Here is a 26,663-nt window from a genome sequence, read left to right on the forward strand (position 1 = left end):
AATAACCTAATATTATTTAATATCTTTTAATTTACAGTGTCTTTTTTCTTTCTTTTAAGTAAACCACCTAAAACATTTTTAACGCTTTCTTCAATAGTTGGTTTGGGTGTTGTTGTGGCGCTAGAGTCTTGTGCTTTAGTAGTTTTTGTTGTGTCTGTTTTGGTTTTGCTACCCAAAAGTCCGCCTAATAAATCGGTTACTTTGTCTTTGCCTTTGTTTAATAGTTTTTGTTTTTCAATTTCTACTAATTGTTTGGTAAGGTTGGTAATGGCCGATTTTAAATCGGTTTTTACTGTTGGAGATGTGTAACTACCGCCAATATTGGCAGTTACAGGTATGGTTATGTTTTTAACATCATCAGTATTTATTTTGCCAATTAATTGGTTTACTTCGCTACCTAAATATTTGGCAGGAATGTTAAAAACAGCATTGTAGTTTAGGGTTTTATCAAATTTATGATCGCCAGAAACAGTTATTGAAATATCTTCATAATTTAAATTAAATGGTTTTACACTAACGCCACCATTGGCAAATTCTAGTTTTGTTTTAATGTCTTTTAAATTTAATTTTTCAAAATCGATAAAATTTAAGTGGCTTTCTAAAGCATTAAACAATTGGCCTTTATTGGCGTTAACTTTTGTGCTTAATAGTTCTGCCAATGCAGATCCTGAAATACTAGATAATTCGGGCGTAAATTCTTCATTTAAATTACCTTTAAAATGTAAGGTAGAATTTAATTTACCTTGAAGTAATTTGGCAATAGGAGCAAGGTTTTGAAGTAGCTCCATGTTGGTGAAAGATTGAGCAATATCAAAACCGTCAATACCTAAATTTAAATCGAATGTAGGTGTTTTTTCTTTTGTTGAAACATTACCAATTAACGCAATAGAGCCATTAAATAAGCTAGATGTAACATCTTTTAAAGTGGCTTGCTGATCTTTAATAACTAATGAACCGGTAACATTTTTTAAATTTAAATTATCATACACTACGGTTTTGGCATTGGCATTTATGGTACAATCTAAAAACGCAGGAATTTTTAATGATTCTTCACTGCTTGTTGTTTTGTTGTTGGTTTCAGTCGTGGTATCTTCAGTCATAAAATCACTCACTTTAAAAAGGTTTGCGTTTACATTAAAGTTTCCTTTTAAAGTATTATTACTAAGTAAAAAACCTAATAAGTTTTCAATTTTACCTGTAGCGCTTAAATCACTATCGCCAGTTTTTGCATCAAAATTGTTTAATAAAACGGTGCCCGGATTAAATGTTATGTTGGCTGTTGAAATATGAATTGGGTTTACAATATCTTCTGAAGAAAACACAAAATCTTTTATACTTGCCGAACCATTGTTTTTAATGCGCTCATAGGCATTGGTTTCAATGGCATTCATATCAAAAACGGTGTTAAGTTTAGCTTCTAAAATTCCGCTAAGTGTTTTATCAAATTCAACAGGGTAAACTTTGGTTATATTGCCTAAATTTAGTTTACCATTAACATTTGCATTAACCAACATGTTTTTGGTAATGTTTTTTAGGCTTGCCGATGCTTTAAAAACATCTTCATCTATTTTAAAGTTTAATTTATCAATATCAATATAGGTGTCATCAACATTGCCTGTTGTATTTTTAATACTTGTGTTAATGGCAATTTGCTCAACACTTTTGGGTAAATTAGGGTATTTAAATGAAGCGTTGTTTGATGATATGTTAATATCTAAATTAGGTATGGTTTCATCGGTGCTTAAGCCTTGTATTTTTCCTTTAATTTTAAAATCGCCAGTGGTTGTAATATTGTCTAAGTTTTGCGTGTATGCTTTGGGCATAACGGCTAAAAAGTTTTTGAAAGAAGACTCTGGGTTTTCAAAGGTAATATTAATAAGCTGCCCAGTTTCTTTTTGTTGCACAGACCCATGAAATTCTAAAGGTAGTTTGTTAATGTAGCCTTTGTTGTTTTTAAAAGTGTAAATGCTATTGTTTAAATCTAAACCAATAATAGCATCTAGTTTTAGTGAATTATTTTCTAGGTAGTTGGTGCTATCCATTTTAAAACTAATATTGGCTTCGCTGGTGGTATTTAATTCTGAAGTTTCAGCAGAAAAAACGCCATTACCTTTATGGCTTAATTCAGATAAGTGAATGTGCATATTTGAAGCTTCATCAATATACGTTAACGCACTATTGTTAATGCTATAGTTTTCAATGCTGAATGAGAAACTATCTGATTCTTCGTCTTGCGCCGGAATATTTTCGCTTTCTTTTACAATATCATAATTTGTATTTCCAAATTTATCGGTTTTTAGTGTTAAAAGGGCCTCATCAATATTAAATGCGTTTACCGTAATTGGTGCGTCTGCAGTTTTTTTAAACACTTCATTAATAGGCATTGAAAACGCAATGCTTTTAACGGTGGCTAGAGTTTCGTCTTTAAAAGGTTCAAAATTTGTAATAACCAAGTCGTTTACAGATACGTGTGCCTGCGGAAAATCTTTAATAAAACTAAGGTTAACACTGCTAAATTCTACATTAGCATTTAGGTTTTGGTTAATGTAGCGTTTAACTATTTCTGCTATTTGCGATTGAAAAGCAAAAGGCAATGCAATTAGCAACGCAATAATAATAAGTGTAATTATGCCGGCAATTTTTAAGGCTTTCTTCATACAGAAAATTCTTTTTATTAAATATACGGAAGACGTTGCTGTTTGGTTGAATTTTTAAGAAAGTTTAATATAAATTTAATGTTTTTTTACATGAAATCTATTTCTTCGTTTACCTTTAAATTAAAGCGTTTTCTAAATAAATACACGCCTAAATACATAAAAGGCGTATCAAAAGCAGCAACCACTACTTTAAATAAAAAGCCGCTAAATAAAAGGCCTAAAAATTTATCCCAAGCAATTATATTAAAAATACAAAGTAGGCCAACAACTGTAAAGGTGTCTACAAATTGTGATAACCATGTTGAAAAATTATTGCGTAACCATAAGTGTTTGCCTTTAGTGAGTTGTTTCCAAAAATGGTAAATTTGAATATCAACAAACTGCGCAAATAAATAAGCCATCATACTAGCAAAAACGGCTAAAATGGTATTGCCAAAAACAGTGTTAAACATATCATCATTTACCGGAGACCACGGTGTGGCAGGTACTAAACTAGAGGCGTACACTATTAACAACGAGAAAAAAGAGGCGAAAATACCAGTAATAACTACTTGGTTGGCTCGTTTTTTGCCGTAAATTTCGCTTATTAAATCGGTTATTAAAAAGGTTATTGGGTAGGGTAAAATGCCTACTGAAATTTCAAAAAGTTTGCTACCAAAAACCTCAATGTCAACCGGATACCAGTAAAAAAATTTTTGAAATATTAAGTTTGATACTACTAATGATGTGATAAAAAGCGCCCCCAAAAGCATGTATATACGTTGGGCGGCTAGTTTGTTTTCAAGTTTCATGTGCATTGTGAATAAATACCTTTTGCAAATGTAAAATAAACCATTTACTTTTTTTTATTTTGCTTTTTCTATGAAGCAACCCACTACATTTTATATAGCCTTAGGAAGCAACAAAGGAGACAAACTTAAGAATTTACAAACTGCGGTTAATAGCATACATGAGCAAGTTGGTACAATTAAAATTATTTCAAAGGTGTATAAATCGGCAGCATTTGGTTTTGAAAGTGACGATTTTTTAAACGCTTGTTTGGTGTTGCAAAGTTATTTTACCCCTAACAAAGTGCTAAAAAAATTGTTAGCCATTGAAACAACAATGGGGCGCTTGCGTAAAAAAACAACAGGTTATGAGGCACGCGTTATAGATTTAGATATTGTTTTAGCTGAAAATCAGGTTATTGATACCAAAACGCTACAAGTGCCTCACCCCGAAATGCAAAAACGAAAATTTGTATTGCAACCTTTACATGATGTGGCATCACAAGTAAAGCATCCTGTTTTTGGTAAAGATATAGCGCATTTGCTGCAGGTTTGTAAAGATGAATCAGTGTTAGAGCCTATTCAAATTTGGTTAAAAAACCCACGTAAAAACTATAATTTTTCAAAACTTAATTACATTGCTATTGAAGGTAATATTGGTGCAGGTAAAACAAGTTTAGCTACTATGATAGCGCAAGATTTTAATGCTAAATTAATTTTAGAACGGTTTGCCGATAATCCCTTTCTGCCCAAATTTTATAAAGATGCGGTGCGGTATGCATTTCCGTTAGAAATGTCTTTTCTTGCAGATAGATACCAGCAAATAAGTGATGATTTATCGCAGTTAGATTTGTTTAAAGATTTTATTGTAAGTGATTATGATGTGTTTAAATCGTTAATATTTTCAAAAATAACACTTCAAAATGATGAGTTTAAACTATACCGAAAACTTTTCTATTTAATGTACAAAGACATTGCAAAACCCGAGTTGTATGTGTATTTATACCAAAATACCGAGCGCTTGCAACAAAACATTAAAAAAAGGGGGAGAAGTTATGAGCAAAGTATTGAAAATAATTATTTAGAAAAAATAAACGAGGGTTATTTAGAGTTTTTAAAAACGCAAACAGATTTTAATACTAAAGTTATTGATATTTCAAATATTGATTTTGTGAAAAACAGAGCCGATTATTTATGGCTATTACAGGAAATTTGTGGCGCCTAAGTGTTTATGTTTCTAAAAGAAACGTTGTTATTTTTCCTTTGTTTTCTTTTAAAAAATAGTTATTTAAAATTGTTTGTTTTTTTGCCTTAAAATTAAAAGGATGTTGTAAAATATCTACGCCACTATTATGCTTAATTCTTATGCCTTGGCCAGAAATAATATTAATGTTGGGGCAGAAGTTGCCAATAGGTAAATGTTCAGTAAGTATAATGTATTTATAGTTTTTTAACTGTTTGCAAATATTTGAAATTTCATCATTTGTTAGATGTTGTAAAACCTGTCTTAAAATAACACAATCTACTTCTGGGAGCGTTTCCTTTGAAATATCTAAACAATAAAACTCTAAATTTTCAGTATTAAAAATTTGTTTGTTGCGCTTAATAAGTGCTTCAACAATGTCTATAGCAACATATGTTTTAGTGTATTTTACTAAATTTTTACCAATGTTAAAATCGCCACATCCTAAATCGCACACAGTTAAAGGTATTTTAAAACTTTTTAAAAAGGACGATACACTTTCTAAATAAGGCATTATAATTTCAGGCAAGTGTGAGCCTTCACCAGAATAAAAATCAAAATTATTACCACCCCAAAGATGTTGGTTGTAAATTTGAGTCATAGCCGCTTTTGTAGGCCATGGTTTTTTGTTTTTGCGCTTCAAAATATATTGTAATAGTGCAAATATAGTATTTCAATAAAAAAAGTGAAAGTATTTATTTAACAGGGGTTTTGGCTGTTTTTGTAAGGTGGTTTTTAATGATGTTTTTAAAAATGGCATAAAAATTGATTGTATCTTCATGTGGTTGTTTATCAGCTACGTATAAAACCAAATCAAAATACAATATAAAATGAAAACTAAATTAACCTACTTTCTATTACTTTTTTATGTCTTAATGTTTGCTCAGCAAGAGCGCGGTATTATTGGCGATGATAATTGGCTAGATTATTGGGCAGAGTTCAACCCAAAAAATATTAACTACAGCGAGCCAAATTTTATACTTACAGGAGATATTGCCGAAGACATGACTTTAACAAAAAGAAATGTGTACTTATTAAGCGGTAACGTGTTTGTAACAAACAATGCAACATTAACTATTGAACCTGGCACTGTAATTTTAGGAGACGCAGATTCTAAAGCTACACTAACAATTACGCAGGGTGCTAAAATTATGGCAGAAGGTGAAGTAACAGACCCTATAGTTTTTACATCTAGTAGAAGTTTTAAAAAAGCTGGAGATTGGGGCGGCATAATTATACTTGGCAATGCTTTAACAAATAGATTAGGTAAAGGTTCTGCAGTTGGTTATTACCCAAGTATTAATGCTGCTAATTATGCTAAAACACTTTTTGGTGGTGAAAACAACAGTAGTAATTCTGGAGTTTTAAAGTATGTTAGAATTGAGTATGCTGGTAAAAAAACAAAACAAGCTAAATCATCAAACGCTTTAACTCTTGCTGCTGTAGGTGGTAATACGCAGGTTGAAAACGTTATGGTAAGTTTTTCTGGAGCTAATGCAATTAATATGGTTGGTGGTAACATTAATATGGCTCAAATGGTATCGTATAAATCAAAAGGAAGTGATTTTAATTTTAATACAGGAGCACAAGTTAATATTAGTAATTCTTTAGCTGTAAGATCGCCATATATTTCGGGATACAATGTGGCACGATGTATAAACGTGCTTTCTTTTGATAAAAATAAAGAAGCCATTTTAAGTGATGTTGAAACACAAGTTGTGGCTAAAAACATGACGGTGTTAACAGATACTAAGGATCTTGATTCTGATTTGAAATCTGGTTTAATACGAGAAGCTATTTACGTTGGCGTAAACACCCGCTTTAAAATTGAAAATAGTGTTGTGTCGGGTTTTAGTAAAGCTGCCATTTTAGATGAAAATATCAAATTGAACACATCTAATCTAGAAAAAATACAATTTGTAAACTCATATTTTAATAAATGTATGGGTAATATTTACCAAGGTTACAATGAAAACAATGAAGATTTAGAAAACTGGTATGGCAACCCAATATACCAAAACTTATACTCTAAAGGCGTGCATTCCGAAACGTTTATTAAAATTGCTGGCAATAAACCAGATTACAGATTGCGCATAGAAAAAATAATTGCAATGCGAAAAAACTAAGCATTAGCTAGTTTTAGCTTTGTAAAAATATCCCAAACAACAACGCCACAACTTACAGATATATTTAAAGAGTGTTTTGTGCCAAATTGAGGTATTTCAATAACAACATCACTTTGGTTTACAATACTTTGTTGTACACCTTTAACCTCGTTGCCAAAAACAAGTGCATATTTTGTGTTAGCTTCAATGTTAAAATTATTTAACATGGTGGCGTTTTCAGCCTGCTCAATGGCGCAAACTTTTGTGTTTTCGGTTTTTAATTTGTTAATTACATCAATGGTGTTTTCAGCATATTCCCAAGTAACTGTTTCTGTGCTTCCTAAGGCAGTTTTATGTATGTCTTTATTGGGCGGTGTAGCTGTAATGCCACACAAGTAAATTTTTTCAACTAAAAAAGCATCACTGGTTCTAAAAACAGATCCTATATTGTTTAAGCTTCGTATATTATCTAAAACAATTATAATTGGTGTTTTTTTTGCGTTTTTAAAAGCATCTACACTTAATCTATCTAGTTCGTTATTTTTTAATTTTCGCATTTAAATATCTTCTTTAAACATGGCGTTGTTATATTGTTGAAAATCTGTAAGCAATTGTAAATAACTTGTGTTATATCAACTTCAATAACCCTGAAATTAATAGTACATTGCATGCTACAATTTTCACAAAAATAATATTAAAAAATTACTTTACCATTGGTAGAAGCACGCCTAAAAAGGCGATAGATTAGTTATGGCGAAAAAAGCAAAAAAAGAAACCCCGTTAATGAAACAGTACAATGCTATAAAAGCAAAGTATCCTGATGCGTTATTGTTGTTTCGTGTGGGCGATTTTTATGAAACCTTTGGTGAAGATGCTGTGAAAACCGCAGGTATTTTGGGTATTATTTTAACCAAACGAGGCGCTGGTAGTGAAAGCGAGACTGAGTTGGCAGGGTTTCCGCACCACTCATTAAACACCTATTTGCCTAAATTGGTAAAAGCGGGCGAGCGTGTTGCTATTTGTGACCAGTTAGAAGATCCAAAACAAACAAAAACCATTGTAAAGCGCGGTGTTACTGAGTTGGTTACACCAGGTGTTGCTCTAAATGATGAGGTTTTAGTATCAAAATCAAACAATTTTTTATGTTCAGTGTATTTTGATAAAAAATATATTGGCATATCATTTTTAGATATTTCTACGGGCGAATTTTTAACCTCGCAAGGCAATGCAGAATATATTGATAAATTACTGCAAAACTTTAGCCCAAGCGAAGTGTTGGTTTCTAAACAAAAACGTAGTTTGTTTAATGAAACTTTTGGAACAGATTTTCATACATTTTATCTTGAAGATTGGGTATACCAAACCGATTATGCTTATGAAACTTTAATAAAACATTTTAATACTAAAACACTAAAAGGCTACGGTGTTGAAGATTTACATGAAGGAATCATTGCAGCAGGATCTATTTTACATTATTTAGGTGAAACCCAACACCATAAATTACAGCATATAACATCTATTTCAAGAATTGCCGAAGATGATTACGTGTGGATGGATAAATTCACTATTAGAAATTTAGAGCTATACCATTCAACAAACAATAATGCGGTAACATTACTTCAGGTAATTGATAAAACTATTTCTGCCATGGGCGGGCGTATGCTAAAACGTTGGTTGGCATTGCCATTAAAAAAAATTGACAAAATAAAACAGCGCCATGAGGTTGTTAGTTTTTTAGCCAAAAATGTGCAGATACATCAAAAAATACAACATCATATAAAGCATATAGGCGATTTAGAGCGCTTAATATCAAAAATAGCAACGGCAAAGGTTAATCCGCGTGAGGTTATTCAACTTAAAAATTCACTAGAAGCTATTGTTCCCATTAAGGCGTTGGCATCAAATAGCAGTAACGAGTCTTTAAAAATTATAGGCGAAAATCTTCAAAGTTGCGATATTCTTAGAAATAAAATTAAAGAAACCTTAAACGAAGATGCACCCGTAAATGTGCTTAAAGGCAATGCCATTGCTGCTGGTTTTTCTTCAGAATTAGATGAGTTAAGAGGTTTGTCTCAATCAGGAAAAAAATATTTAGATGATATGCTACAACGCGAAAGTGAACGTACAGGCATACCATCACTTAAAATAGCATCAAACAACGTTTTTGGGTATTATATTGAAGTGCGTAATACTCACAAAGATAAAGTGCCTGAAGAGTGGATTAGAAAACAAACCTTAGTAAATGCAGAGCGCTACATTACAGAAGAGCTTAAAGAATATGAAGCCAAAATTTTAGGCGCCGAAGATAAAATACAAGCCATAGAACAGCAGTTATTTGCCGATTTAGTGGTTTGGATGGGGCAATACATAAAAGCAGTTCAACAAAACGCCCATTTAATTGGCCAGTTAGATTGCCTTTGTGGGTTTGCACAATTAGCAAATGATAATAATTACATATACCCAACAATTGATGAATCATTTGATTTAGAAATAAAAAATGGGCGTCATCCTGTTATTGAAAAACAATTGCCTTTAGGTGAAACATATATAGCTAACGATGTTTTTTTAGATAGAACCGGGCAACAAATTATCATGATTACAGGACCAAATATGTCTGGTAAATCGGCTATTTTAAGGCAAACAGCACTAATAGTATTGCTAGCCCAAATAGGAAGTTTTGTACCTGCCGATGCCGCAAGAATTGGTGTTATTGATAAAATATTTACCCGTGTTGGTGCTAGTGATAATATTTCTATGGGAGAATCTACCTTTATGGTTGAAATGAATGAAACTGCCTCTATTTTAAATAACATGTCTGAAAGGAGTTTAGTGCTTTTAGATGAAATTGGGCGTGGTACAAGTACGTATGACGGTATATCAATAGCATGGGCAATTAGCGAATATTTGCATGAGCACCCGGCAAAAGCAAAAACATTATTTGCAACCCATTACCATGAGCTTAATGAAATGACAGATACTTTTGAGCGTATAAAAAACTTCAATGTATCAGTAAAAGAGTTGGAAGACAATGTGTTGTTTTTAAGAAAGTTAGTTAAGGGTGGTAGCGCGCATAGTTTTGGTATTCATGTAGCTAAAATGGCAGGTATGCCACAACAAGTACTACATAAAGCCAATAAAATTTTAAAGAAATTAGAACAATCACATTCTAGTGAAGAACTTACAGATAAAGTTAAAACAGTAGAAAACGATATGCAGCTAAGTTTTTTTAATTTAGATGACCCACTTTTGGAAAATATTAAAGATGAAATTTTGCACACTGATATTGATACACTTACGCCCGTAGAAGCGCTAATGAAACTAAATGAAATTAAGCGTATGCTAGTAAAGAAAAAGCAAGCTTAAAATATTTTTCATTTATTTTTACAAAAAGGCTTTGTAGTTTATATAAAAGTTTTAAATTTGCATCCGCAATCAGGAAGATTGTACGTTCAAAAACAAACTGCGAAAGTAGCTCAGGGGTAGAGCATCACCTTGCCAAGGTGAGGGTCGCGGGTTCAAATCCCGTCTTTCGCTCTGAGAATTTCTTGAAAATATACCAAGTTGCTGAAGTGGTGGAATTGGTAGACACGTTGGACTTAAAATCCAATGGACATTAGTCCGTGCGGGTTCAAGTCCCGCCTTCAGTACAAAGAAAATCCGTAACTAATTATTAATTAATAAGTTGCGGATTTCTTGTTTTTATAATTGTACGATTATTGTACGGTAAAATGATGTTTTGGGTTATTCTTTGTAAAAACCTGCTGCTTTTTCCAACTTCTGTTTCATTCTATCCCTAAGACGTTTGGGTTTAATAACTTCAATAGAATCGCCAAATCCTAAAATTAAGCGTTCAAGCTCAAAGTTAATCTGAACAAAAATATTAAAAATGATACCATCCTCAGTTTTCTTTATTATTCTTTGGGAGCGATGGAAAGGTTTAGTAATTACATAAGGCGCATTTTTTTTATCAATCCAAAACTGAATACGTTCTGCTCTGGTATTAGAAACCGTTACGCCAATAACATCTCTATAATATTCATCTCCATTAAAATTATTGTTTTTATAAGTAATCGAAGTGTCATAGTCGATAGTAACTATTCTATCTAAAGCAAAAGTAACTATAGGTTTTTTAGCTTCAACTCCGGGTCTTCCTATTAAAAACCAGCGGTTATTAAACTCTTTTAATATGTAGGGATGAAAAATGATTTCAGAAGCCTCTCTAGCTTTAAAAGACTGATACTTTATTTTTAAGACCATTTTCTTGATGATTGCCTGATATAAAACATCCAAATGTTCTAACCCCTTTAGCTTTTCATTTTTATCCAAATGAATGATAGCTGATTGGTCTGTCTTTTCTGTGTATACTTTATCTTCTAAGCGTTGAATGATACCCCCTAGTTCAGAAAATAAAGAGAAATCTTTAAACTGTTTTAGCATTTCTACAGTTTCCGAAAGCACATTCATGTCATTCTCATTCAAAGGAATATCAGTGATGGAGTAATCTTCGTCTTCGTATTTGTAAAACTTCTTGTTGTAGACAACTATAGGGGCATTGTAACCTAATTTATCGCTACGCATCATTTGAATGTCTAACTGAACTGTTCGCTTACTAACATTAACAGCTCTACCTTCATATTCATATAAAGCATCAGAGCAAGCTTCTATTAAATCATCTAGTGTCCATTGTCTGTAATTGTTTTGAAGACATTTGTCAATGGTCTTATAGCGTATAAGTGCATTTTTATTTAAAGCCATAGATGAAATTTTAATGAAAAATAAGGAATAAATTTATCTACGCAAAAAGATTGCGCATATAGGTGAAATATTTGTATCGGAATCATGAATAAGTCTTTTGAAAGACTTTAAAAGTAGTGCTCCGTTAGACGGGGAAGCTAACGGAGCTTAAAATTAATTTAAGATGAAAAATACAAACAAGATAACAGGACACGATTTAATTAACTTAGGATTTAGGTCTGGAAAATGGTTTAAAGAAGCTTTAGACCATATTAACGAAAATAAATTAGAAGGTGATGCTTTAAGCAACTACCTAGAGCAATTTAAATCTCCTGATCCTATTGCATTGAATGTAGAAAGCATTCCGTTTTCAATTAACATTAAAGCTGAAAATGAATTGGAAGTAACTAATGTGAATTCTGTTATTGAAACTATGGAAGAGCTTATGAAGACACCTACTCTAGTTGATGGAGCAATTATGCCAGATGCTTGCCCAACAGGTTCAAAAGGAACAATTCCAGTTGGAGGTGTCGTAGTCGCTAGAAACGCAATTCACCCAGGGATGCATAGCGCAGATATTTGTTGTTCGGTGATGTTGACCGATTTTGGAAAAGCAGACCCAAAAGCTGTTTTAGATGCAGCTCATAGTATAACGCATTTTGGAGCAGGTGGACGTTCTAGAGAAAGTCAGTTTAGATTTCCTATGGATTTGTTAGCTGAGATTGAAGCGAACTATTTTTTAAATGACCAAAAATGCATTTCATCTGCAAGGTCTCATTTGGGAACACAAGGCGATGGAAATCACTTTTTGTTTGTTGGTAAATCTAAAAACACAGGTAACACTATGATGGTTACACATCATGGAAGTAGAGGGTTTGGAGCTAACTTATATTCTAAAGGAATGAAAGTTGCAGAGAAATTCAGAAGAGAATTATCACCTGAAACATTAAAACAAAATGCATGGATTCCTTTTGAAACAGAAGAAGGGAAACAATACTGGGAAGCTTTGCAGATTATTAGAAAATGGACAAAGAAAAACCATGAAGTATTGCATGATGCTACTTTAGAAAAATTAGGAATTGATAAAGAAAACAGATTTTGGAATGAGCATAATTTTGTGTTCAAAGAAGGTGATTTGTTTTACCATGCAAAAGGAGCTACACCTTTAGATAAAAAGTTTATGCCAGATATTACAGGACCAAGATTGATTCCTTTAAATATGTCTGAACCAGTTTTAATTGTTGAAGGAAAAACAACAAATTCTAATTTAGGTTTTGCACCACATGGGGCAGGTAGAAATGTGAGTAGAACACAACATAGAAAAAGTAAAACAGGAACGTTTCAAGAGATATTTAATGAAGAAACACAAGGTTTGGATGTTAGGTTTTTCTCTGAAGAGATTGATATTACAGAATTACCAAGTGCCTATAAAAATGCAGAAACTGTGCGGCATCAAATGGAAGAGTTTGGTTTAGGGATAGTGATTGATGAAGTTATGCCTTACGGTTGTATTATGGCAGGTGATTGGAAGAAAAATGCACCTTGGAAAAAAAGAAGAAATAGAAATAATGAGAAAAGAAATACTAAATAAATTAAAACAAATAGAGCGAGATAAGAGTATAGAAATCTTATTCGCTGTTGAATCAGGAAGTAGGGCTTGGGGCTTTGCTTCCCCAGATTCAGATTATGATATACGATTTGTTTACAAACATTCTAAGGATTGGTATTTAAATCTTTGGGAGCAAACCGATACTATACAATTTATGACTGAAGATGATTTGGATGGTTCAGGTTGGGATATCCGCAAAGCGTTGCGACTTTTAGCAAAGTCAAACGCATCTTTCACAGGATGGTTATTTTCGCCAATAGTATATCGGGCAGATAATGATTTCTTAAATGAGATAAAAAAAGTTGCAAATGCTAACTTTAACCCTGTTTCTGGGTTTTATCATTTTCATAGCATGAACAAAAATTTTGAGGAAACATTAGGCTCAGAAAAAATGACATTGAAGAGTTTTTTTTATGCTATCCGAACTGCGCTTTGTGCTAATTGGATTTATAAAAACGAAACTATTCCTCCTGTATTGTTCAGAGAAATGTATTCATTAATCGATGATAACTATCATTCAAAACTGGATGCACTTATCGCCTTAAAAAGTGAGCGTGTTGAAAAAAGCAATGACCCTGTTGAAACAGATTTAATACATTTAGTAAAACATATAGTTAATGAAAATAACAGCATCAAGGATAAATTAGCTAATAGAAAATCTAATCCAGCTGATTTTAATGCGTTGTTTTTAAAAACATTAAAATAATGACACTAGAAGCATTAAAAGCATCAGGGCATATTATTTTTGAATGTATAAGCGGAAGCAGAGCTTATGGATTGGACACACCTACATCAGATACAGATATAAGAGGTGTGTTCATTCTTCCTAAAGCACAATTTTATGGGTTGGATTATATAGGTCAAATCAATAATGAATCTAACGATATTGTTTATTACGAGCTGCGAAAGTTCATAGAGCTTTGTTCTAAAAATAATCCTAATATCTTAGAATTATTAAATGTGCCTGAAGAATGTGTACTTTATAAGCACCCGATATTCGATGGCATAAAGTTAGATGATTTTTTGTCTAAACAATGTGAAAAGTCATTCGCTAATTATGCTTATGCACAAATCAAAAAAGCAAGAGGTTTAGAAAAGAAAATTGTAAACCCTGTTGAAAAAGAACGGAAGTCAGTTTTAGATTTTTGTTTGGTGTATGAAAGCGGAAAAACAATGCCTTTGCGGACTTTCTTGGATATTAAAAAGATAAAACAAGAAAATTGCGGGATAGCTAATATTTCAAATCTTAAAGATTGTAATAATCTATATCATAGTTTAGAGGTTCCTTATAAAGGCATTATAAAGAATGATAGAGCCAATGATGTAGCTTTAAGTTCTATACCGAAGGGTGAAGAAGCTATAGGAATGCTATTCTTTAACAAAGATGGTTATTCAACATATTGCAAAAAGTATAAAGAATATTGGGATTGGGTTGAAAAACGCAATGAAGAACGCTATAAAACAACCGTGTCTCATGGTAAAAATTACGATTCCAAAAACATGATGCATACGTTTAGGTTATTGCACATGGCAAAGGAGATAGCTTCCGAAAGCACAATTAATGTAAGACGTTCGGATAGGGAGTTCCTATTAGATGTAAAGCATGGTAAGTATGAATATGACGAGTTGGTGAGTTGGGCAGAACAGCGAAAATTAGAATTAGAAGCGTTATATGCTGCTTCTAATTTGCCTGAAAGACCTGATTTAGATAAAATAAACGATTTATTAATTTATACTAGAGAGCGTTTTTATAAAGTGCAGCATTGAATTTGAAAAAAAGTCTCATATTTGCAAAGCAAATGATATTACAAAGATTACATATAAGCCAACAAATAGAGCCGTGTCTCTATATTTTTCGTTCAGAATATAGTGAGCGATTAGGACGCTATGTGGTTTTTAGAAGTAATTAGCAGCAATTATTGACCATAAATCATTATAAATTTTAGGCGTCCAAGTAAAACTGGGCGCTTTTTTTATGGAAATTTTTAAAATAATGTTTAGAAGCTAGAAAAAGGTAACATAGAAAATTGAAACTGAAAACAATTGGGAGACAGACTGTTGTATAAAATGTTCAATATCCGTAGATATACGGACAGGAATTCTATTGTCTGATATTATCATAAATAACTGATAATCAATAAATTAAATTAAAATTTTTCTTGTGTGTTTCAAAAATTGGTTTCATATTTGCAATGTCAAAAAACAACAAATAATAAAAGAATAATGACATCTCATTTACAACATAGTTTATCATTTAGTTTATGTCTTCGCTCGCCGAAGCACTTAGAGCTGTTTTATAGTTATGAGCAAAATATGTTGCGATTTAGGGAGAATACTTATGTTATGAATTGATTTAATATAACACAATAAAAAGTAAAGCACCTCCCAAAACGAGGTGCTTTTTTTATGGATATAATTTGGAAGGACAAGCCAATAGGTGGTGGTCGCTGTCTTGAAAACAGTTAGGAGTTAACGACTCGTGTGGGTTCGATTCCCACTCCTTCCGCAAGACTGAGAGGATAACGATGGTTGGTTTACTCGCTTTGGAAGCGAGAGGTTGCAGGTTCGAATCCTGTCTCTCAGACAAAATAATGGAGAGTAGGTAAATATTGGTTTGTTACGCTTGACTGCTAATCAAGTTCACGCCTTGGCGTGATGAAGGTTCGATTCCTTTGCTCTCCGCAATAAAAAAAGACAAGGTGGCTGAATGGTTAAGGCTACGGATTGCAAATCCGTCATTTATGAGTTCGAATCTCATCCTTGTCTCAATAGGAAGTGTTGAGCAATTGGTTGGCTCGCCAGACTGTAAATCTGGTCTCTTCGGAGCTTGTAGGTTCGAGTCCTACCGCTTCCACTTGTACCACAACAGATACTCGACTGTCTCTCGAATAGCTGTAAGTTATAATCTGTAACTGCGTGGTACTTTATCTGGGAAGATAACGGTGGTTGTTTGTTCGCTTTGGAAGCGAGAGGTCGCAGGTTCGAATCCTGCTTCTCAGACGAAACAATCAAATCAAGTTTACTTGAATTTGATTAGCACTGAGACCTAGCAGGAAAAACGAAGTTAATCCTGCTTCTCAGACTAATATGTTCCGTTGGTCAAATGGTTAAGACGCCACACTTTCTATGTGGAATTAGGGGTTCGATTCCCCTACGGAATACGATTAATAATGTGGGGATGGTGAAATTGGTAAACACGCCTGACTTAGAATCAGGAATCTGAGAGTTCGAGTCTCTCTCCCCATACTATGCTCCACTAGCCCAACTGGAAGAGGCATCGGGTTTAAGCCCCGTGTAGTCTTGGTTCGAATCCAAGGTGGAGTATATAGACTCGTGATGTAAATGGTGAGCATACAGGAATTTGACTCCTGAGGTATAGGTTCGAGTCCTATCGAGTTTACAACATATGGTGTCTTTAGTTTATTTGGTAAAACATCTCACTGTGAATGAGAAGAACAGGGTTCGAATCCCGAAGTCACCCCAAAAGGAACAATAGCAAAGTTGGTCAATGCGACGGACTGAAAATCCGAAGATACAGGTTCGATTCCTGTTTGTTCCACAAATTAGGAGTATAGTTTAATGGATAAAACATTGGGTTACGACCCCGAAGATGCGAGTTCGAATCTTGCTATTCCTACTAATTTTTAAAATAAATTTTACTACGCAAAATGAATGCGTAGTACTGTTGAATCTTTGAACTGTTAATAGATAAAAACGTTCTTTAAAATATATATTAGGTCAAATAAAAGTTACTTCAAGCAACCTTTAAGTCATACTTTTATAATTACCTAATACACAAAAGGGGCAGTAGCTCAGATGGTAGAGCAGGTTAGTTTATAAATTACCTTGTCAATTCAGAGTTATTTGGTGAAAAATATATAAAGAAATTTGGTCAATATAGGCTTACTTCTGCGCTCATAACGCCCGTGTCGTGGGTTCGAGTCCCACCTGCCCCACAAACAAAAAGGTCAAAGTAAACTTACTTCTAATCAGGTTCGAGTCCTGACTTCTCGAAAGAGAGGCTATGGTTGAAAATAGTTTATTAATTACCATTTAAAAATTAAGGTCAATTGTTTCTTACTTCTTGGGCATTGCCCACTCAATTACGGTTTGAAATCAGAAGCAAGATTACCTAATTTATTAACTTTAAAAATGAATAAAATGAAACAAGATTTACTTAAAGTAAGTATAAGACAAAATGCAGTATATGTTCCAGTAGAGTTTATTACTGGAAACAATAAATCTATTAACGGAACTACCTCTGTTTTAGTAGCAAATGCTTCTAAATTAGGTTTTACGTTTTCAGAGGAATTGTTACATGTTTTAAACAATGTAAATCCAAAGTATAAATTGGAATTACTTGATACTTTAAAGGAAATTACAGGAGTTAATAAGAACTGGACACCATTAGTAAAAGAATGGAATATTCCAACTGGAGAAACAGTTTTAGACCATATCATTACACTTTTTGGAAATATTTTTCAGACCAAGAAAGGAACAAGGTTAAAATGTGGACACATCATTCCTCATGGTACTTTTCCTCTTGAGAGATATAACGGATGCCCTTTCTGTGGGACACCTTTTGAATTTGGAAAGATTGAATATGAAAATCAAGGGAGCAAACTAAAGGTTTTAGAACTTTGGAAAGATGATGATGTGAAACAGTTTTATGAGGATTTATTGAAATCAAAAACTGCATTAGATGCTACTCAAGTAGATAGTTTAAAAATGCTTTTAACTGAGTTTGATTTACCACATGGCTTAGAAATTGGCATCAAAGAAACATTAATGCTTGTTATAGATATTTTGGTTGAAAATAATAGAAGTGATGAAGCACAAATCCTTTTTAATAATCCAAATGATGTTTTAAGATATTTATGGTATAAGCATACTGGTTTCTTGCAAATTATAGAGCCAAAAACTATAATTAATAGGGTTTCTAAAAACCATAGAAATATAATTAGTCCTTTAGATAAAAATGGTGTAGCTAGGTTGCAATCTAAAGCAAACTTAAAGCTAAAGTACTCTAGACAGGATTGTAAAAGAGTCGCCGCTTGGTTAAATAATTTAGATTTATCAGCAGAAAAATGTTGTGAAATCATGCACCCAAAAAGAGGAATGTGGGTGCGTTTTATAAGAGCTTTACGTTTAGCAGAATACAGTAAAAGAAAAGGGTTTGAAAAGGTATCTAAACTTTTAGATGTATTTTATAATGAAGGTTATGAAGTATGGCAAAGTAAGGTTAATCACTTTAGATTAAAGAGTGATGCGCAAAATACGTTTAAGCTATTAAAGCAAAGACCAGGTTTGTTTGCCCGTTCGTTATTTTCAAATATGCTATGGTTTGGAGAAGATGAAACGTTAAAGCATTTTTCTGAGATTACAGATAAAATTCCTGCTAGATTAGTTTTTACATTAAGCATGTATGCGCAAACCTATTTTGATAAAAATGCTACTAGAAATGTAAAGCCTTTAGGTGGAACTAATAAAAGGGTAGCTGCAAACAAGTTTTTGAAGCTTTACGAAGATAGCCATTTAAAGCAGATGCAATCTAAAATTGAAGATTTGTGTCTTGAGGTTATGAGGAAAAGGTTTGCTAACATGGAGAATCGAAACAAGACCATTTACATTGATGAAGGTTTATTTAACATTCCTGTAGCAATAGGAGATAGAAGTGAATCCGTTCAAGATTTACCTTCTGCATTAATGGGGACTCGATTTCCTGTTGAAGGGAATTCAGTTAGGCTATTCTTGCAGTGGGGTCAAGGTTTACCTGCTCAACATTTAGATATGGATTTAAGCTGTAAAGTAGCCTATGAGCATAAAACAGATTTTTGTTCATACTCGCAATTAGTAGTCGCAGGTTGTAAGCATAGTGGAGATATTCAAAGAATTCCGCATATGATTGGTACGGCAGAATATATTGATGTTAATCTTGATGAGTTAGATGAACGAGGGGCAAAGTATGTTAGCTTTACATGTAATGCCTACACTAATGGAAGCCTTTCGCCAAATTTAGTTGTTGGTTGGATGGATAGTAAATATCCTATGAGAATCTCTCGAAAAACTGGTGTGGCTTACGATCCATCTAGTGTTCAGCATCAAGTTAGAATAACTCAAAAAATGACTAAGGGGTTAGTTTTTGGTGTACTTGATGTTAAGAACAGAGAAATTGTTTGGTTAGAGATGGCTTTTGGTGGTCAGGTTGTACAAAATTTAGATACTAAAGCTGTTGAGGCTTTACTAAATAAATTAAACAGCAAATTGAATATTGGTAACCTCTTAACACTTAAAGCTGAAGCCCAAGGGTTAGAAATTGTTTCTGATGCTGAAAATGCAGATGAAAGTTATGATTTGAAGTGGGCAACAAATGCTGCTAAAGTAACTCAGTTGCTTGTTGACTAGTAGATAGTTTGGCTATTATATAAATCCGTAATACGATTGATTTTTTAATTGAATTACGGGTTTTATAATTCAACGACACTTTTCAGATAAAGGGAATGGGTTTAGCAAATTGTTATAATTTTACCTTAAAATATTTACCTTCACTTAAGTATTTTACCTCAAAATTCCACTTATCAAATACTTTTTTTCCATCTATTTTAAAGATGTTTCTCAAAGTTGAATTGTCATAGGTGAAGTGAAATACATATTTATTTTCGAAATCTCTATTTTGATTTAAAAGTATTCTAACTATCGATTCTTTAGTTGGTAAGAAATGTCTGTTTTCGCCATTTGTACTTATTAGATAATTTGTGCAATCAATTAAATCATATAAATCATTACTATTATTGCCTGCACTTCCGTGATGAGAAACCTTAACCCAATCACAAACAACTTTATTCTCTTTAGAATACCCTAATTCTTTCAAAGATTTAACTATATCTGTAGGGTGAGAATCAGCCAACCACAATACCTTTTTGTTATTATATTCTGTAAGGATAGTGATGCTACTTCCATTTTCAATAGACCTATCCTCTTTCCATTCTTCCAAGTTAAAGTCTTCGATTTTAGTCATGTAATCAAAATCTCTGATAGAAACAGCTTCGCTGATTGATTCACCTTCAATTGATTCTAGAAAAGTATGTTTTGATTTATACTTTTTTCTTAATGACTTTAATTTTTCTTTTGTAGGAGATAAAACAGTAATCTTTAAATCACCTAAAGAAATTTGTTTAAGTTCATTTGATATATCATAATCTAAAGATTTTCCTTTTGAATTGATGTAATAATATAAATCGTCACCTTGGCTTATGCTAGCCGGTAAACTAATTAATTTTTCTTGTTTTACTGTTTTAAGGATTTTATAATTTCTTGGAGGATTGTAAAACCACGTATCTACTATATCCTCTAATTCTCCACTTTTTATAGTTTTAATATACTTAATTGCACCTCCAATATGGTCATCGTGTATATGAGAGACTATACATATGTCAAATCTTTCTTTATTTTTTATGAGTTTCTTTATTTCGTCTTTAAGAACGTGATTAAATGTTCTTTCATAACCTGAATCTATTAAAATATTTTTAGGGTTGTCATCACTATCATAAAACCTTATCCTTGCTGCGTCACCACATTCTGCTTGGTAAAAAAAAATTTCCATTATGAATCTCTATTATACATTTTTAACTCTCCTTTTAAGATGCCCTTTTCTAAATGAAAAGCCCCACAAGGAACTCCAAAATGATAATACCCACCTTCACTTTCAGCAATTTTCTCACCCAATAAAGTCCAAATAATTGATAAGCTGTTTTTTTCAAGGTATTCCATTAATTCCTTCTTCCTTATTAGTGTCCCTTTAGTACTTATGTTAGTGACTATTTTTTCGCCATTTTCATTAACAAAATCACCATCTGTACTAGAATACTCTAATTTCAAACCTTCAAACAAACCTTTACACGGGATATTATAATTAAAATTAGCACCAGATTTATCATTGCTAATACTTCCTTTAGCATTTGTGGTTGCAACTATTACCTTGTAACCTATACTAGCATGAGTTTTGTTATCGTATACGTCTACCCATTCAGATTCTTCTTCTTGGTCAAAATAAGCCGGAGACCAAAATTTTTCCCTGTTAAATATATTTGTATAGCTATCACCATTCTCCGGCATCCACCTTCCAAAGAAATTTTTACTTTTTAAATAATTAAATATTTCACTTTCATCTTCTTTTTTTACTAAATATCCTTGAATCAAATAGTGCAAATTTTTTCTTCTTGAACGATATTTTTCTTCTCCAAACTTTTTTGGTTCTTCCCAGTTAGGATAGTATTCTAAATACATCCACTCATTATTTTCATCGTCTTTTTTAATTATAACATCTTCAATGTTTGGTAAATCAGCTAAACTTTCTGACCATTCTAAATTAGATTTATTCCAGTAATTATAATCCACTTTAGACCACCATAATGGTTCATCCGTAATATCTTCAAATTCATCTTCTGTAGCATTTTTATCATTGGTTTTTGTGGTAGATATTGGATCTATATCTCTTGAATATAATTGCCAAGCACCATTATAGTAACTATACTGCTTTCCATCTCCATCTCTATGCTCAATCTTATAATTGTCAGACACAAATGCTAAAACTTCATGCAAAGCAATCCATTGATATTTTACTCCAATTTTTTCGGAATCATCATAACGACTATTACCATACCTAGAAAAATCTTTATCATAACGTCCATGAAGTTCCATATCGTAACCTAGTTCAAAAACTCTTTGAACAATCCACCTTTTAAATGGTTTGCCATCAAGTTGAGTCCAGTAACTATTTGAATTTACCTTTGCTTTTTCTTTTAGATATGGAATAACTGTGTTTCTAACAAAATCTATATCTTCACCTTCGAATGTGCTATTAACAATTTCTATTGCTTTTTCTTCAAATAGATTCATTGTCTTCATGTAGCTATCATAACTTTCTATACCGCCAATGGTCCTAGTGGTGTAATCTTTATCTTTAATAAACTGTTCCTTAACACGATAATGTATTTTGAAACTCTTAATAAGCGATTTTTGTTTTTTCTTAAGCCTCTTATAAAATAATTTATACTTTTTCTTGGTGTTAAAGCTAATAGGGAAAAAATGATTTAATTCTGGCTCAATAGTTTTTCTTCCAAAATCCCAATCTATTACATTAAAATAAATCCCGTTATAAGTGTTTCCATATTTTTTATCAAAATTTGGATCTTTGTGGTCTATGTGGTATTTTGAAATGTCATTTTTACTTGGTAGTACAGGGATTTCACTATTATAGGGTGGTCTAACCAATTTTAAATCAAAATCCATATCTGGATTCTTATAGATTGCATATTCAATGATATTTCTTGAATAATCTCTTAACAGAATATGTCTTGGAGGGTTTCCAGATTTAAAGATAGTCTCATAAATAAATAATGAAATTTTTTCTATTGATTTAATTTTACTCGTTCTTAAAACGCAGCCATATGCTACCGCACACAGCCTCTCCCTAATATATAAATCATCGTTTTCTTGAAATGCTTTCATTATGCTTATTAAAGCATCAGGTTGTTCTTCCAAAAGATTGACTAGAGCTTTTGTAGTTTGGTCTCTTAAAGTTCTAATTGGAGAAGAGAGTATCCATGTTAATGTTTGACCGCATAGTCTTGCTGTTTCTTCATCTATTAGTTGAGTAATGCCATCACTCCAAGCCCAGTCTATTAGTCTTCTTATTGGAAAGCCATTATCATTATCATCATAGCCATGAAAGTACCACAAATGAGATAGCCAAAAACTATCTCTTTCAGCCATGGAGTATCTGGAAAGAATTTTAAAAAGCCTGTCACTATTCATTGGATGGTCTTTAATTGCTGTCAATTCGATCAACTTCAAAAACCACTCTTCTTCATTAATTCTATGGTTTTCATTTTTTAGCCATTCTGTGATTTTTTCATCATTAATACTTTCTATAGTTCTCCAATTTAAGCTGCTCAAGAAAAATTGACTTAGCCATGAAGAAAGGTGACTATAATGAGAATAATCTCTATTTGAAATTAATTCTCTAGGATTACTATTTTTGAATTTATCCATTTCTTCATGTACCCAGGAATAAACTTCAAAAATTTCTAAATCAAACATTTCGGGAAGCAATGTCGAGATAGATTCAAGAACACCATCGTGCATATAATATTCATCTTCCAATAATTTTCCAAGTTCTGTACCTTGCTTAAAAGACTGAATTACGTCTTCACTTTTATCAAATCCATTCAATAGTTCATTTGCTATATAAAAATCACCAAACCTTTCATAAGCAAAATAGATAACTTCAATATCTTCTTTTTTACTATAGTGATTAAAAAGGTTCTTAATAAAGACACCTTCCTCTATTAAGTCATTTAAAAGGTGATTGAACTTTGGGAATTTTTCATCCATTATTAAAAAAGCCTCATCTAATGAAAGTCGTTTATACTCACTTTCAAAAATTTTAAAGGCTAATTCGTGAATTACCTTGCTTGCCATGCTCCTATTAAGATATTCCTCTCTTTTTTCTTCTAGTTTTTCATCAATTACTTTAATAAATAAGTCAAAAACTTTTCTTACTCCATGAAATCCTTGGGGGAACTCTTTTGTTTCGGAGTTCTTAACTCCCTCGCATATAATCTTAAGAAATAAGGGGTTTGTAAATTCTGGAGATAGAATAGGGAAACTAGGTTGTCTTAGTTTATGAAAATCACAAAACATCTTAAGAGCTGCATATTCATTTCCCTTAAAACCAAGATGAGTTTTAAATGAAACAATTTCATTTTTCTTTAATTCATCAGAAATAATTGATTTTAAATATGTTGTTCTAATTGTTATTGCAGTGCCAACATATTTCTTTTCTACAACCTGTGATATAAATCCCTTTATTTGGTCTCTCCACAATCTGGAGCCAGCCCCTTCATTTATAGCATCGACAAGCAATAATACTCTTGACCCAATCTGCTTTCCAATATCATTTAAATCATTTAATAATTCTTCAAATGAACAATTTAAATCTAATAAATGCAGAATGTTATTTTCTATACTCCTAGATGTGGTAAAATGCTGACCTAGCACTAATATAGTAGGTACATTATTTTTTAATCTTTCATTTGCTATATCACCTAAAAGATGAGATTTACCAGAACCTGCCTCTCCATCTATTATTAAGGTGGGGTTATTAGAAAGATTAATATTAACTTTTTCATTTAAATCTATCAATAGTTCATTATTAGCCCTACTAATTTTTCTTAATCTATTTAGTTCCTTTTCGTAAGGCCTTGGTTCATAGCCATAATGTTCCTTTTTTTTATCCTTATTTTCTTTTCTTATTCTTTTTTCTTCTTCATACTGTAAGTTTCTTAGAGCTTCTTCTTCTTTATCAATTTTGGTGTTTAAATCCTCAATTGCTTTTTTTAACCAGTCAATGTTTATTGGTTTTTCAATAGTTATAGGCATATTAGCACCCCATTGCTTAACTTTCTCCTTTAAGTTAAAAAACTCATTATCTATATACTTTAAATTACTCTCTTCTTTGAATTCATCGTATATTCTTTCTAACAACCATTTATCTAAAACTTTGAAAAAACGAGATTTAAATTTGTTGTCAAAAGATAAATCATTAAAAAGTCTAGCAATAGGTAATTTAAAATTTAATTCTTCACTAAATCTTGGGCCTAGATTAGTAACTGACTTTTTTATATGATTTCGGAAGAAGTTTACAGATAATCCATTATTCCCAATGTATGATATAGTAATTTCAGGCAAATATTTGTTCGATAATATTTGGTTAATCAATGCAATAAACTGGCAATAAATTACTTTACCTCTATCTTCACTTCTAAATCTCGTGAAAATCCCATATAAGTATATTGTTCCATTAGCATTTAAAAAGGCACCACTACCAGAGAACCCCTGAGTGTTATAATCAGAATAGTTTTCAGTTAATTCCAATTGGAATTTATTTACCTCTGTCATTTTCTGTTTCCAAAGAGGAAAAATAACATCAAGTTCTTTTCCCTGTGTTGCTCTAGGAAATCCTTTTACAACAAAGTTAGAGTGGTCTTGCCTTTCTATAGAAACCTCGACTGTAGGTATTGTTTCTATGATTTGTAGGATTATATTTTTCTTAATAACTATAACAGCTAGGTCATTATCTCTATCTTTAAATATTAGTTCATTATCAATATCATCTATTATAATTGGCACGTATTTGTCCTTAGATGTATTGTATAAATCAATTTTTATGGTTTTAAATTTTTGTCCAAAATTGTCTCCATCTTCAAATAAACAATGAGCAGCAGTAATTATATATACTATGTCTTTTAGTTTTTTTTCATAATATATAACGCCTGTTCAAATGACAGTATCAGTTTCTGGATTTCTTAACCTAACGGTCAGTTGAGATATTAACTTGTCTTTATCTGATGATAGCATATTGATTTTAGGTTATAAGTGTAACGCAATATAGGAATTAAGGTGTGTAATAGTAGGAATATTTTGAAAGAAATAACCCTCGTTTAAATACATTGTATATTTTAGACGTAGCAGCTGGGTGCGGTAAGAAAAGTTAAATAAAGTGGTATTTAACCATTAAAATATTCGCCAAAGAAATCCTTCAACGAAATTTCAAAATATATACTAATTCTTATTAAAGTAGTATAACTAACATCTCTTTTGCCTTGTTCAATTCTTGCAAAATGTATTCCTGTATCATTGTAAGCATTTTGTTGACTTACACCTTTCATTTTACGCAGCCCCTTAATCCTTTTCGCAAGTTTTAATAATGCCTCTTCTTTAGAGATGTTTTCCATGACACCAAGGTCATGACTGAAATTGATTTCAGCAATGACATTAATGTCATTATTTTTTTATAAGTTTGTTATGCCAAATGATAATCTTTTACTTATGAATAAACTAATTTTAAGCATTGTGATGCTAGCAATATTGACTAGTTGTAAATCAGAAACTAAAAAAGTTAATGTTCAAAATATTTTACCTAAATACGAAACTGTTAGAGAGATGTTTGCTGATGCAAGCGATTATTATGAGGAGAATGGTTCTTTAAAGTTTATTTCAGAAGATAAGGCTAATTTACATGTTCAAGTATCCAAACCCATTCTTGAAAATGATTTGGAAAAAGTGAAGTGGGATATTGTTAAAAGGGATATAGTTTACGTTGCTTTTCAAACATTTGCTCAAACGGATTTGAATAAAATTAAAATAACTTCACTCCCCTTAGACTATCACAATGACGGCAATTATGTTGAAGCGTATAAAAAAACTGTTACAGTTAGTCGAAATCATGCCACTTCAATACTGAAAAAAAGTTTGAATAGCGATAGTTTTTCTATCCTATATTCCGAAAGTGAAGGAATCTGGCTTCCTAACTCAAACTTTAATAAGCTTATGTTTGAAAAGTTAGAAGAGGTATACGACCAAATACAGACCAATTTATAGATTAAATATTCTTAAAAAAATAAATATTACTTTAAGTTCAGAATAATTTAGTTTTTGGATTATTTATGTAAAAACAATTATTTAAATTGACATACTTTAACTACA

General features: G+C 32.1%; 16 protein-coding genes and 15 tRNA genes. 23 read left to right on the forward strand and 8 right to left on the reverse strand.

The genetic code is table 11. The features are described 5' to 3' along the window. Positions 1-26 precede the first annotated feature (26 nt). Together ACYX4H_RS07365 and ACYX4H_RS07370 are read right to left on the reverse strand one after the other, a co-directional pair. Positions 27-2,657 (reverse strand): AsmA family protein, encoded by a 2,631-nt coding sequence (locus tag ACYX4H_RS07365; RefSeq protein ID WP_476238547.1) that lies wholly within the window; start codon positions 2,655-2,657, stop codon positions 27-29. 86 nt (positions 2,658-2,743) lie between these two features. Next, a complete protein-coding gene (locus ACYX4H_RS07370; protein ID WP_476238548.1) occupies positions 2,744-3,448 on the reverse strand; it encodes a queuosine precursor transporter in 705 nt (234 codons plus the stop codon). 70 nt (positions 3,449-3,518) lie between these two features. On the opposite strand from ACYX4H_RS07370, the gene folK reads away from it, so the two are divergent. Then, positions 3,519-4,649, forward strand: a complete 1,131-nt coding sequence (gene folK / locus ACYX4H_RS07375; RefSeq protein WP_476238549.1) for a 2-amino-4-hydroxy-6-hydroxymethyldihydropteridine diphosphokinase — start codon at positions 3,519-3,521, stop codon at positions 4,647-4,649. Between the two features lie 4 nt (positions 4,650-4,653). Here the strand turns inward: folK and ACYX4H_RS07380 are convergent, their stop codons facing one another. Further along, the gene (locus ACYX4H_RS07380) at positions 4,654-5,268 is read right to left on the reverse strand and encodes a class I SAM-dependent methyltransferase (protein ID WP_476238550.1); all 615 of its coding nucleotides are present in this window, start codon (positions 5,266-5,268) and stop codon (positions 4,654-4,656) included. 229 nt (positions 5,269-5,497) lie between these two features. Between ACYX4H_RS07380 and ACYX4H_RS07385 the strand changes: the two genes are divergently transcribed. Beyond that, complete coding sequence (locus ACYX4H_RS07385; RefSeq protein ID WP_476238551.1) at positions 5,498-6,793, forward strand: hypothetical protein; 1,296 nt, start codon at positions 5,498-5,500, stop codon at positions 6,791-6,793. Here ACYX4H_RS07385 and ACYX4H_RS07390 read toward each other — a convergent pair. Beyond that, a complete protein-coding gene (locus ACYX4H_RS07390) occupies positions 6,790-7,329 on the reverse strand; it encodes an RNA methyltransferase (RefSeq protein WP_476238552.1) in 540 nt (179 codons plus the stop codon). The two genes, ACYX4H_RS07385 and ACYX4H_RS07390, sit on opposite strands and share 4 nt — an antisense overlap. A 193-nt stretch (positions 7,330-7,522) precedes the next feature. Between ACYX4H_RS07390 and mutS the strand changes: the two genes are divergently transcribed. The 3 genes from mutS to ACYX4H_RS07405 all read left to right on the forward strand — a co-directional run bounded on the left by mutS (position 7,523) and on the right by ACYX4H_RS07405 (position 10,419). Next, positions 7,523-10,135: a DNA mismatch repair protein MutS gene (gene mutS, locus ACYX4H_RS07395; RefSeq protein WP_476238553.1), complete on the forward strand. Its 2,613-nt coding sequence runs from the start codon at positions 7,523-7,525 to the stop codon at positions 10,133-10,135. Positions 10,136-10,234: 99 nt separating this feature from the next. Next, positions 10,235-10,306, forward strand: a tRNA-Gly gene (locus tag ACYX4H_RS07400). A 29-nt stretch (positions 10,307-10,335) separates the two neighbouring features. After that, positions 10,336-10,419, forward strand: a tRNA-Leu gene (locus tag ACYX4H_RS07405). Positions 10,420-10,513: 94 nt separating this feature from the next. Here the strand turns inward: ACYX4H_RS07405 and ACYX4H_RS07410 are convergent. Beyond that, positions 10,514-11,527, reverse strand: a complete 1,014-nt coding sequence (locus ACYX4H_RS07410) for a helix-turn-helix transcriptional regulator (protein ID WP_476238554.1) — start codon at positions 11,525-11,527, stop codon at positions 10,514-10,516. 163 nt (positions 11,528-11,690) lie between these two features. Here ACYX4H_RS07410 and ACYX4H_RS07415 point away from each other — a divergent pair, with 163 nt between their 5' ends. From ACYX4H_RS07415 to ACYX4H_RS07495, 17 genes are all read left to right on the forward strand, one after another. Further along, positions 11,691-13,097: an RtcB family protein gene (locus tag ACYX4H_RS07415; protein WP_476238555.1), complete on the forward strand. Its 1,407-nt coding sequence runs from the start codon at positions 11,691-11,693 to the stop codon at positions 13,095-13,097. Continuing rightward, positions 13,075-13,821, forward strand: a complete 747-nt coding sequence (locus ACYX4H_RS07420) for a nucleotidyltransferase domain-containing protein (RefSeq protein ID WP_476238556.1) — start codon at positions 13,075-13,077, stop codon at positions 13,819-13,821. The genes ACYX4H_RS07415 and ACYX4H_RS07420 overlap by 23 nt, the downstream gene beginning before the upstream one ends. Continuing rightward, the gene (locus ACYX4H_RS07425) at positions 13,821-14,882 is read left to right on the forward strand and encodes a nucleotidyltransferase domain-containing protein (RefSeq protein WP_476238557.1); all 1,062 of its coding nucleotides are present in this window, start codon (positions 13,821-13,823) and stop codon (positions 14,880-14,882) included. Before ACYX4H_RS07420 ends, ACYX4H_RS07425 begins: the two co-directional genes overlap by 1 nt. 652 nt (positions 14,883-15,534) lie before the next feature. Beyond that, positions 15,535-15,621: transfer RNA gene (locus ACYX4H_RS07430), tRNA-Ser, on the forward strand. Positions 15,622-15,626: 5 nt separating this feature from the next. Continuing rightward, a tRNA-Pro gene (locus ACYX4H_RS07435) sits at positions 15,627-15,699 on the forward strand. Positions 15,700-15,708: 9 nt separating this feature from the next. Next, a tRNA-Ser gene (locus ACYX4H_RS07440) sits at positions 15,709-15,797 on the forward strand. Positions 15,798-15,808: 11 nt separating this feature from the next. Beyond that, a tRNA-Cys gene (locus ACYX4H_RS07445) sits at positions 15,809-15,881 on the forward strand. 5 nt (positions 15,882-15,886) lie between these two features. After that, positions 15,887-15,969 (forward strand) — tRNA-Tyr (locus tag ACYX4H_RS07450). Positions 15,970-16,043: 74 nt separating this feature from the next. Next, positions 16,044-16,115, forward strand: a tRNA-Pro gene (locus tag ACYX4H_RS07455). A gap of 89 nt (positions 16,116-16,204) precedes the next feature. Continuing rightward, a tRNA-Glu gene (locus ACYX4H_RS07460) sits at positions 16,205-16,276 on the forward strand. A gap of 11 nt (positions 16,277-16,287) precedes the next feature. Next, a tRNA-Leu gene (locus tag ACYX4H_RS07465) sits at positions 16,288-16,361 on the forward strand. 4 nt (positions 16,362-16,365) lie between these two features. Continuing rightward, positions 16,366-16,439 (forward strand) — tRNA-Leu (locus ACYX4H_RS07470). Between the two features lie 3 nt (positions 16,440-16,442). Further along, positions 16,443-16,515 (forward strand) — tRNA-Gln (locus ACYX4H_RS07475). 9 nt (positions 16,516-16,524) lie between these two features. Then, a tRNA-His gene (locus ACYX4H_RS07480) sits at positions 16,525-16,598 on the forward strand. 3 nt (positions 16,599-16,601) lie between these two features. Then, positions 16,602-16,674, forward strand: a tRNA-Phe gene (locus ACYX4H_RS07485). A gap of 6 nt (positions 16,675-16,680) precedes the next feature. Further along, positions 16,681-16,752, forward strand: a tRNA-Arg gene (locus tag ACYX4H_RS07490). A gap of 524 nt (positions 16,753-17,276) precedes the next feature. Continuing rightward, the gene (locus ACYX4H_RS07495) at positions 17,277-19,520 is read left to right on the forward strand and encodes a hypothetical protein (RefSeq protein ID WP_476238641.1); all 2,244 of its coding nucleotides are present in this window, start codon (positions 17,277-17,279) and stop codon (positions 19,518-19,520) included. A gap of 112 nt (positions 19,521-19,632) precedes the next feature. Here the strand turns inward: ACYX4H_RS07495 and ACYX4H_RS07500 are convergent, their stop codons facing one another. The 3 genes from ACYX4H_RS07500 to ACYX4H_RS07510 all read right to left on the reverse strand — a co-directional run bounded on the left by ACYX4H_RS07500 (position 19,633) and on the right by ACYX4H_RS07510 (position 25,912). Continuing rightward, complete coding sequence (locus ACYX4H_RS07500; RefSeq protein WP_476238558.1) at positions 19,633-20,718, reverse strand: MBL fold metallo-hydrolase; 1,086 nt, start codon at positions 20,716-20,718, stop codon at positions 19,633-19,635. Beyond that, on the reverse strand, positions 20,718-25,307 hold the full coding sequence (gene avs2 / locus ACYX4H_RS07505; protein ID WP_476238559.1) for an AVAST type 2 anti-phage system protein Avs2: 4,590 nt from the start codon (positions 25,305-25,307) through the stop codon (positions 20,718-20,720). Before avs2 ends, ACYX4H_RS07500 begins: the two co-directional genes overlap by 1 nt. A 377-nt stretch (positions 25,308-25,684) precedes the next feature. Then, the gene (locus ACYX4H_RS07510) at positions 25,685-25,912 is read right to left on the reverse strand and encodes a helix-turn-helix domain-containing protein (protein WP_476238560.1); all 228 of its coding nucleotides are present in this window, start codon (positions 25,910-25,912) and stop codon (positions 25,685-25,687) included. Between the two features lie 94 nt (positions 25,913-26,006). Between ACYX4H_RS07510 and ACYX4H_RS07515 the strand changes: the two genes are divergently transcribed. After that, on the forward strand, positions 26,007-26,558 hold the full coding sequence (locus tag ACYX4H_RS07515; RefSeq protein ID WP_476238561.1) for a hypothetical protein: 552 nt from the start codon (positions 26,007-26,009) through the stop codon (positions 26,556-26,558). Positions 26,559-26,663 lie beyond the last annotated feature (105 nt).

The organism is Seonamhaeicola sp. ABD4_340 (assembly GCF_056312135.1).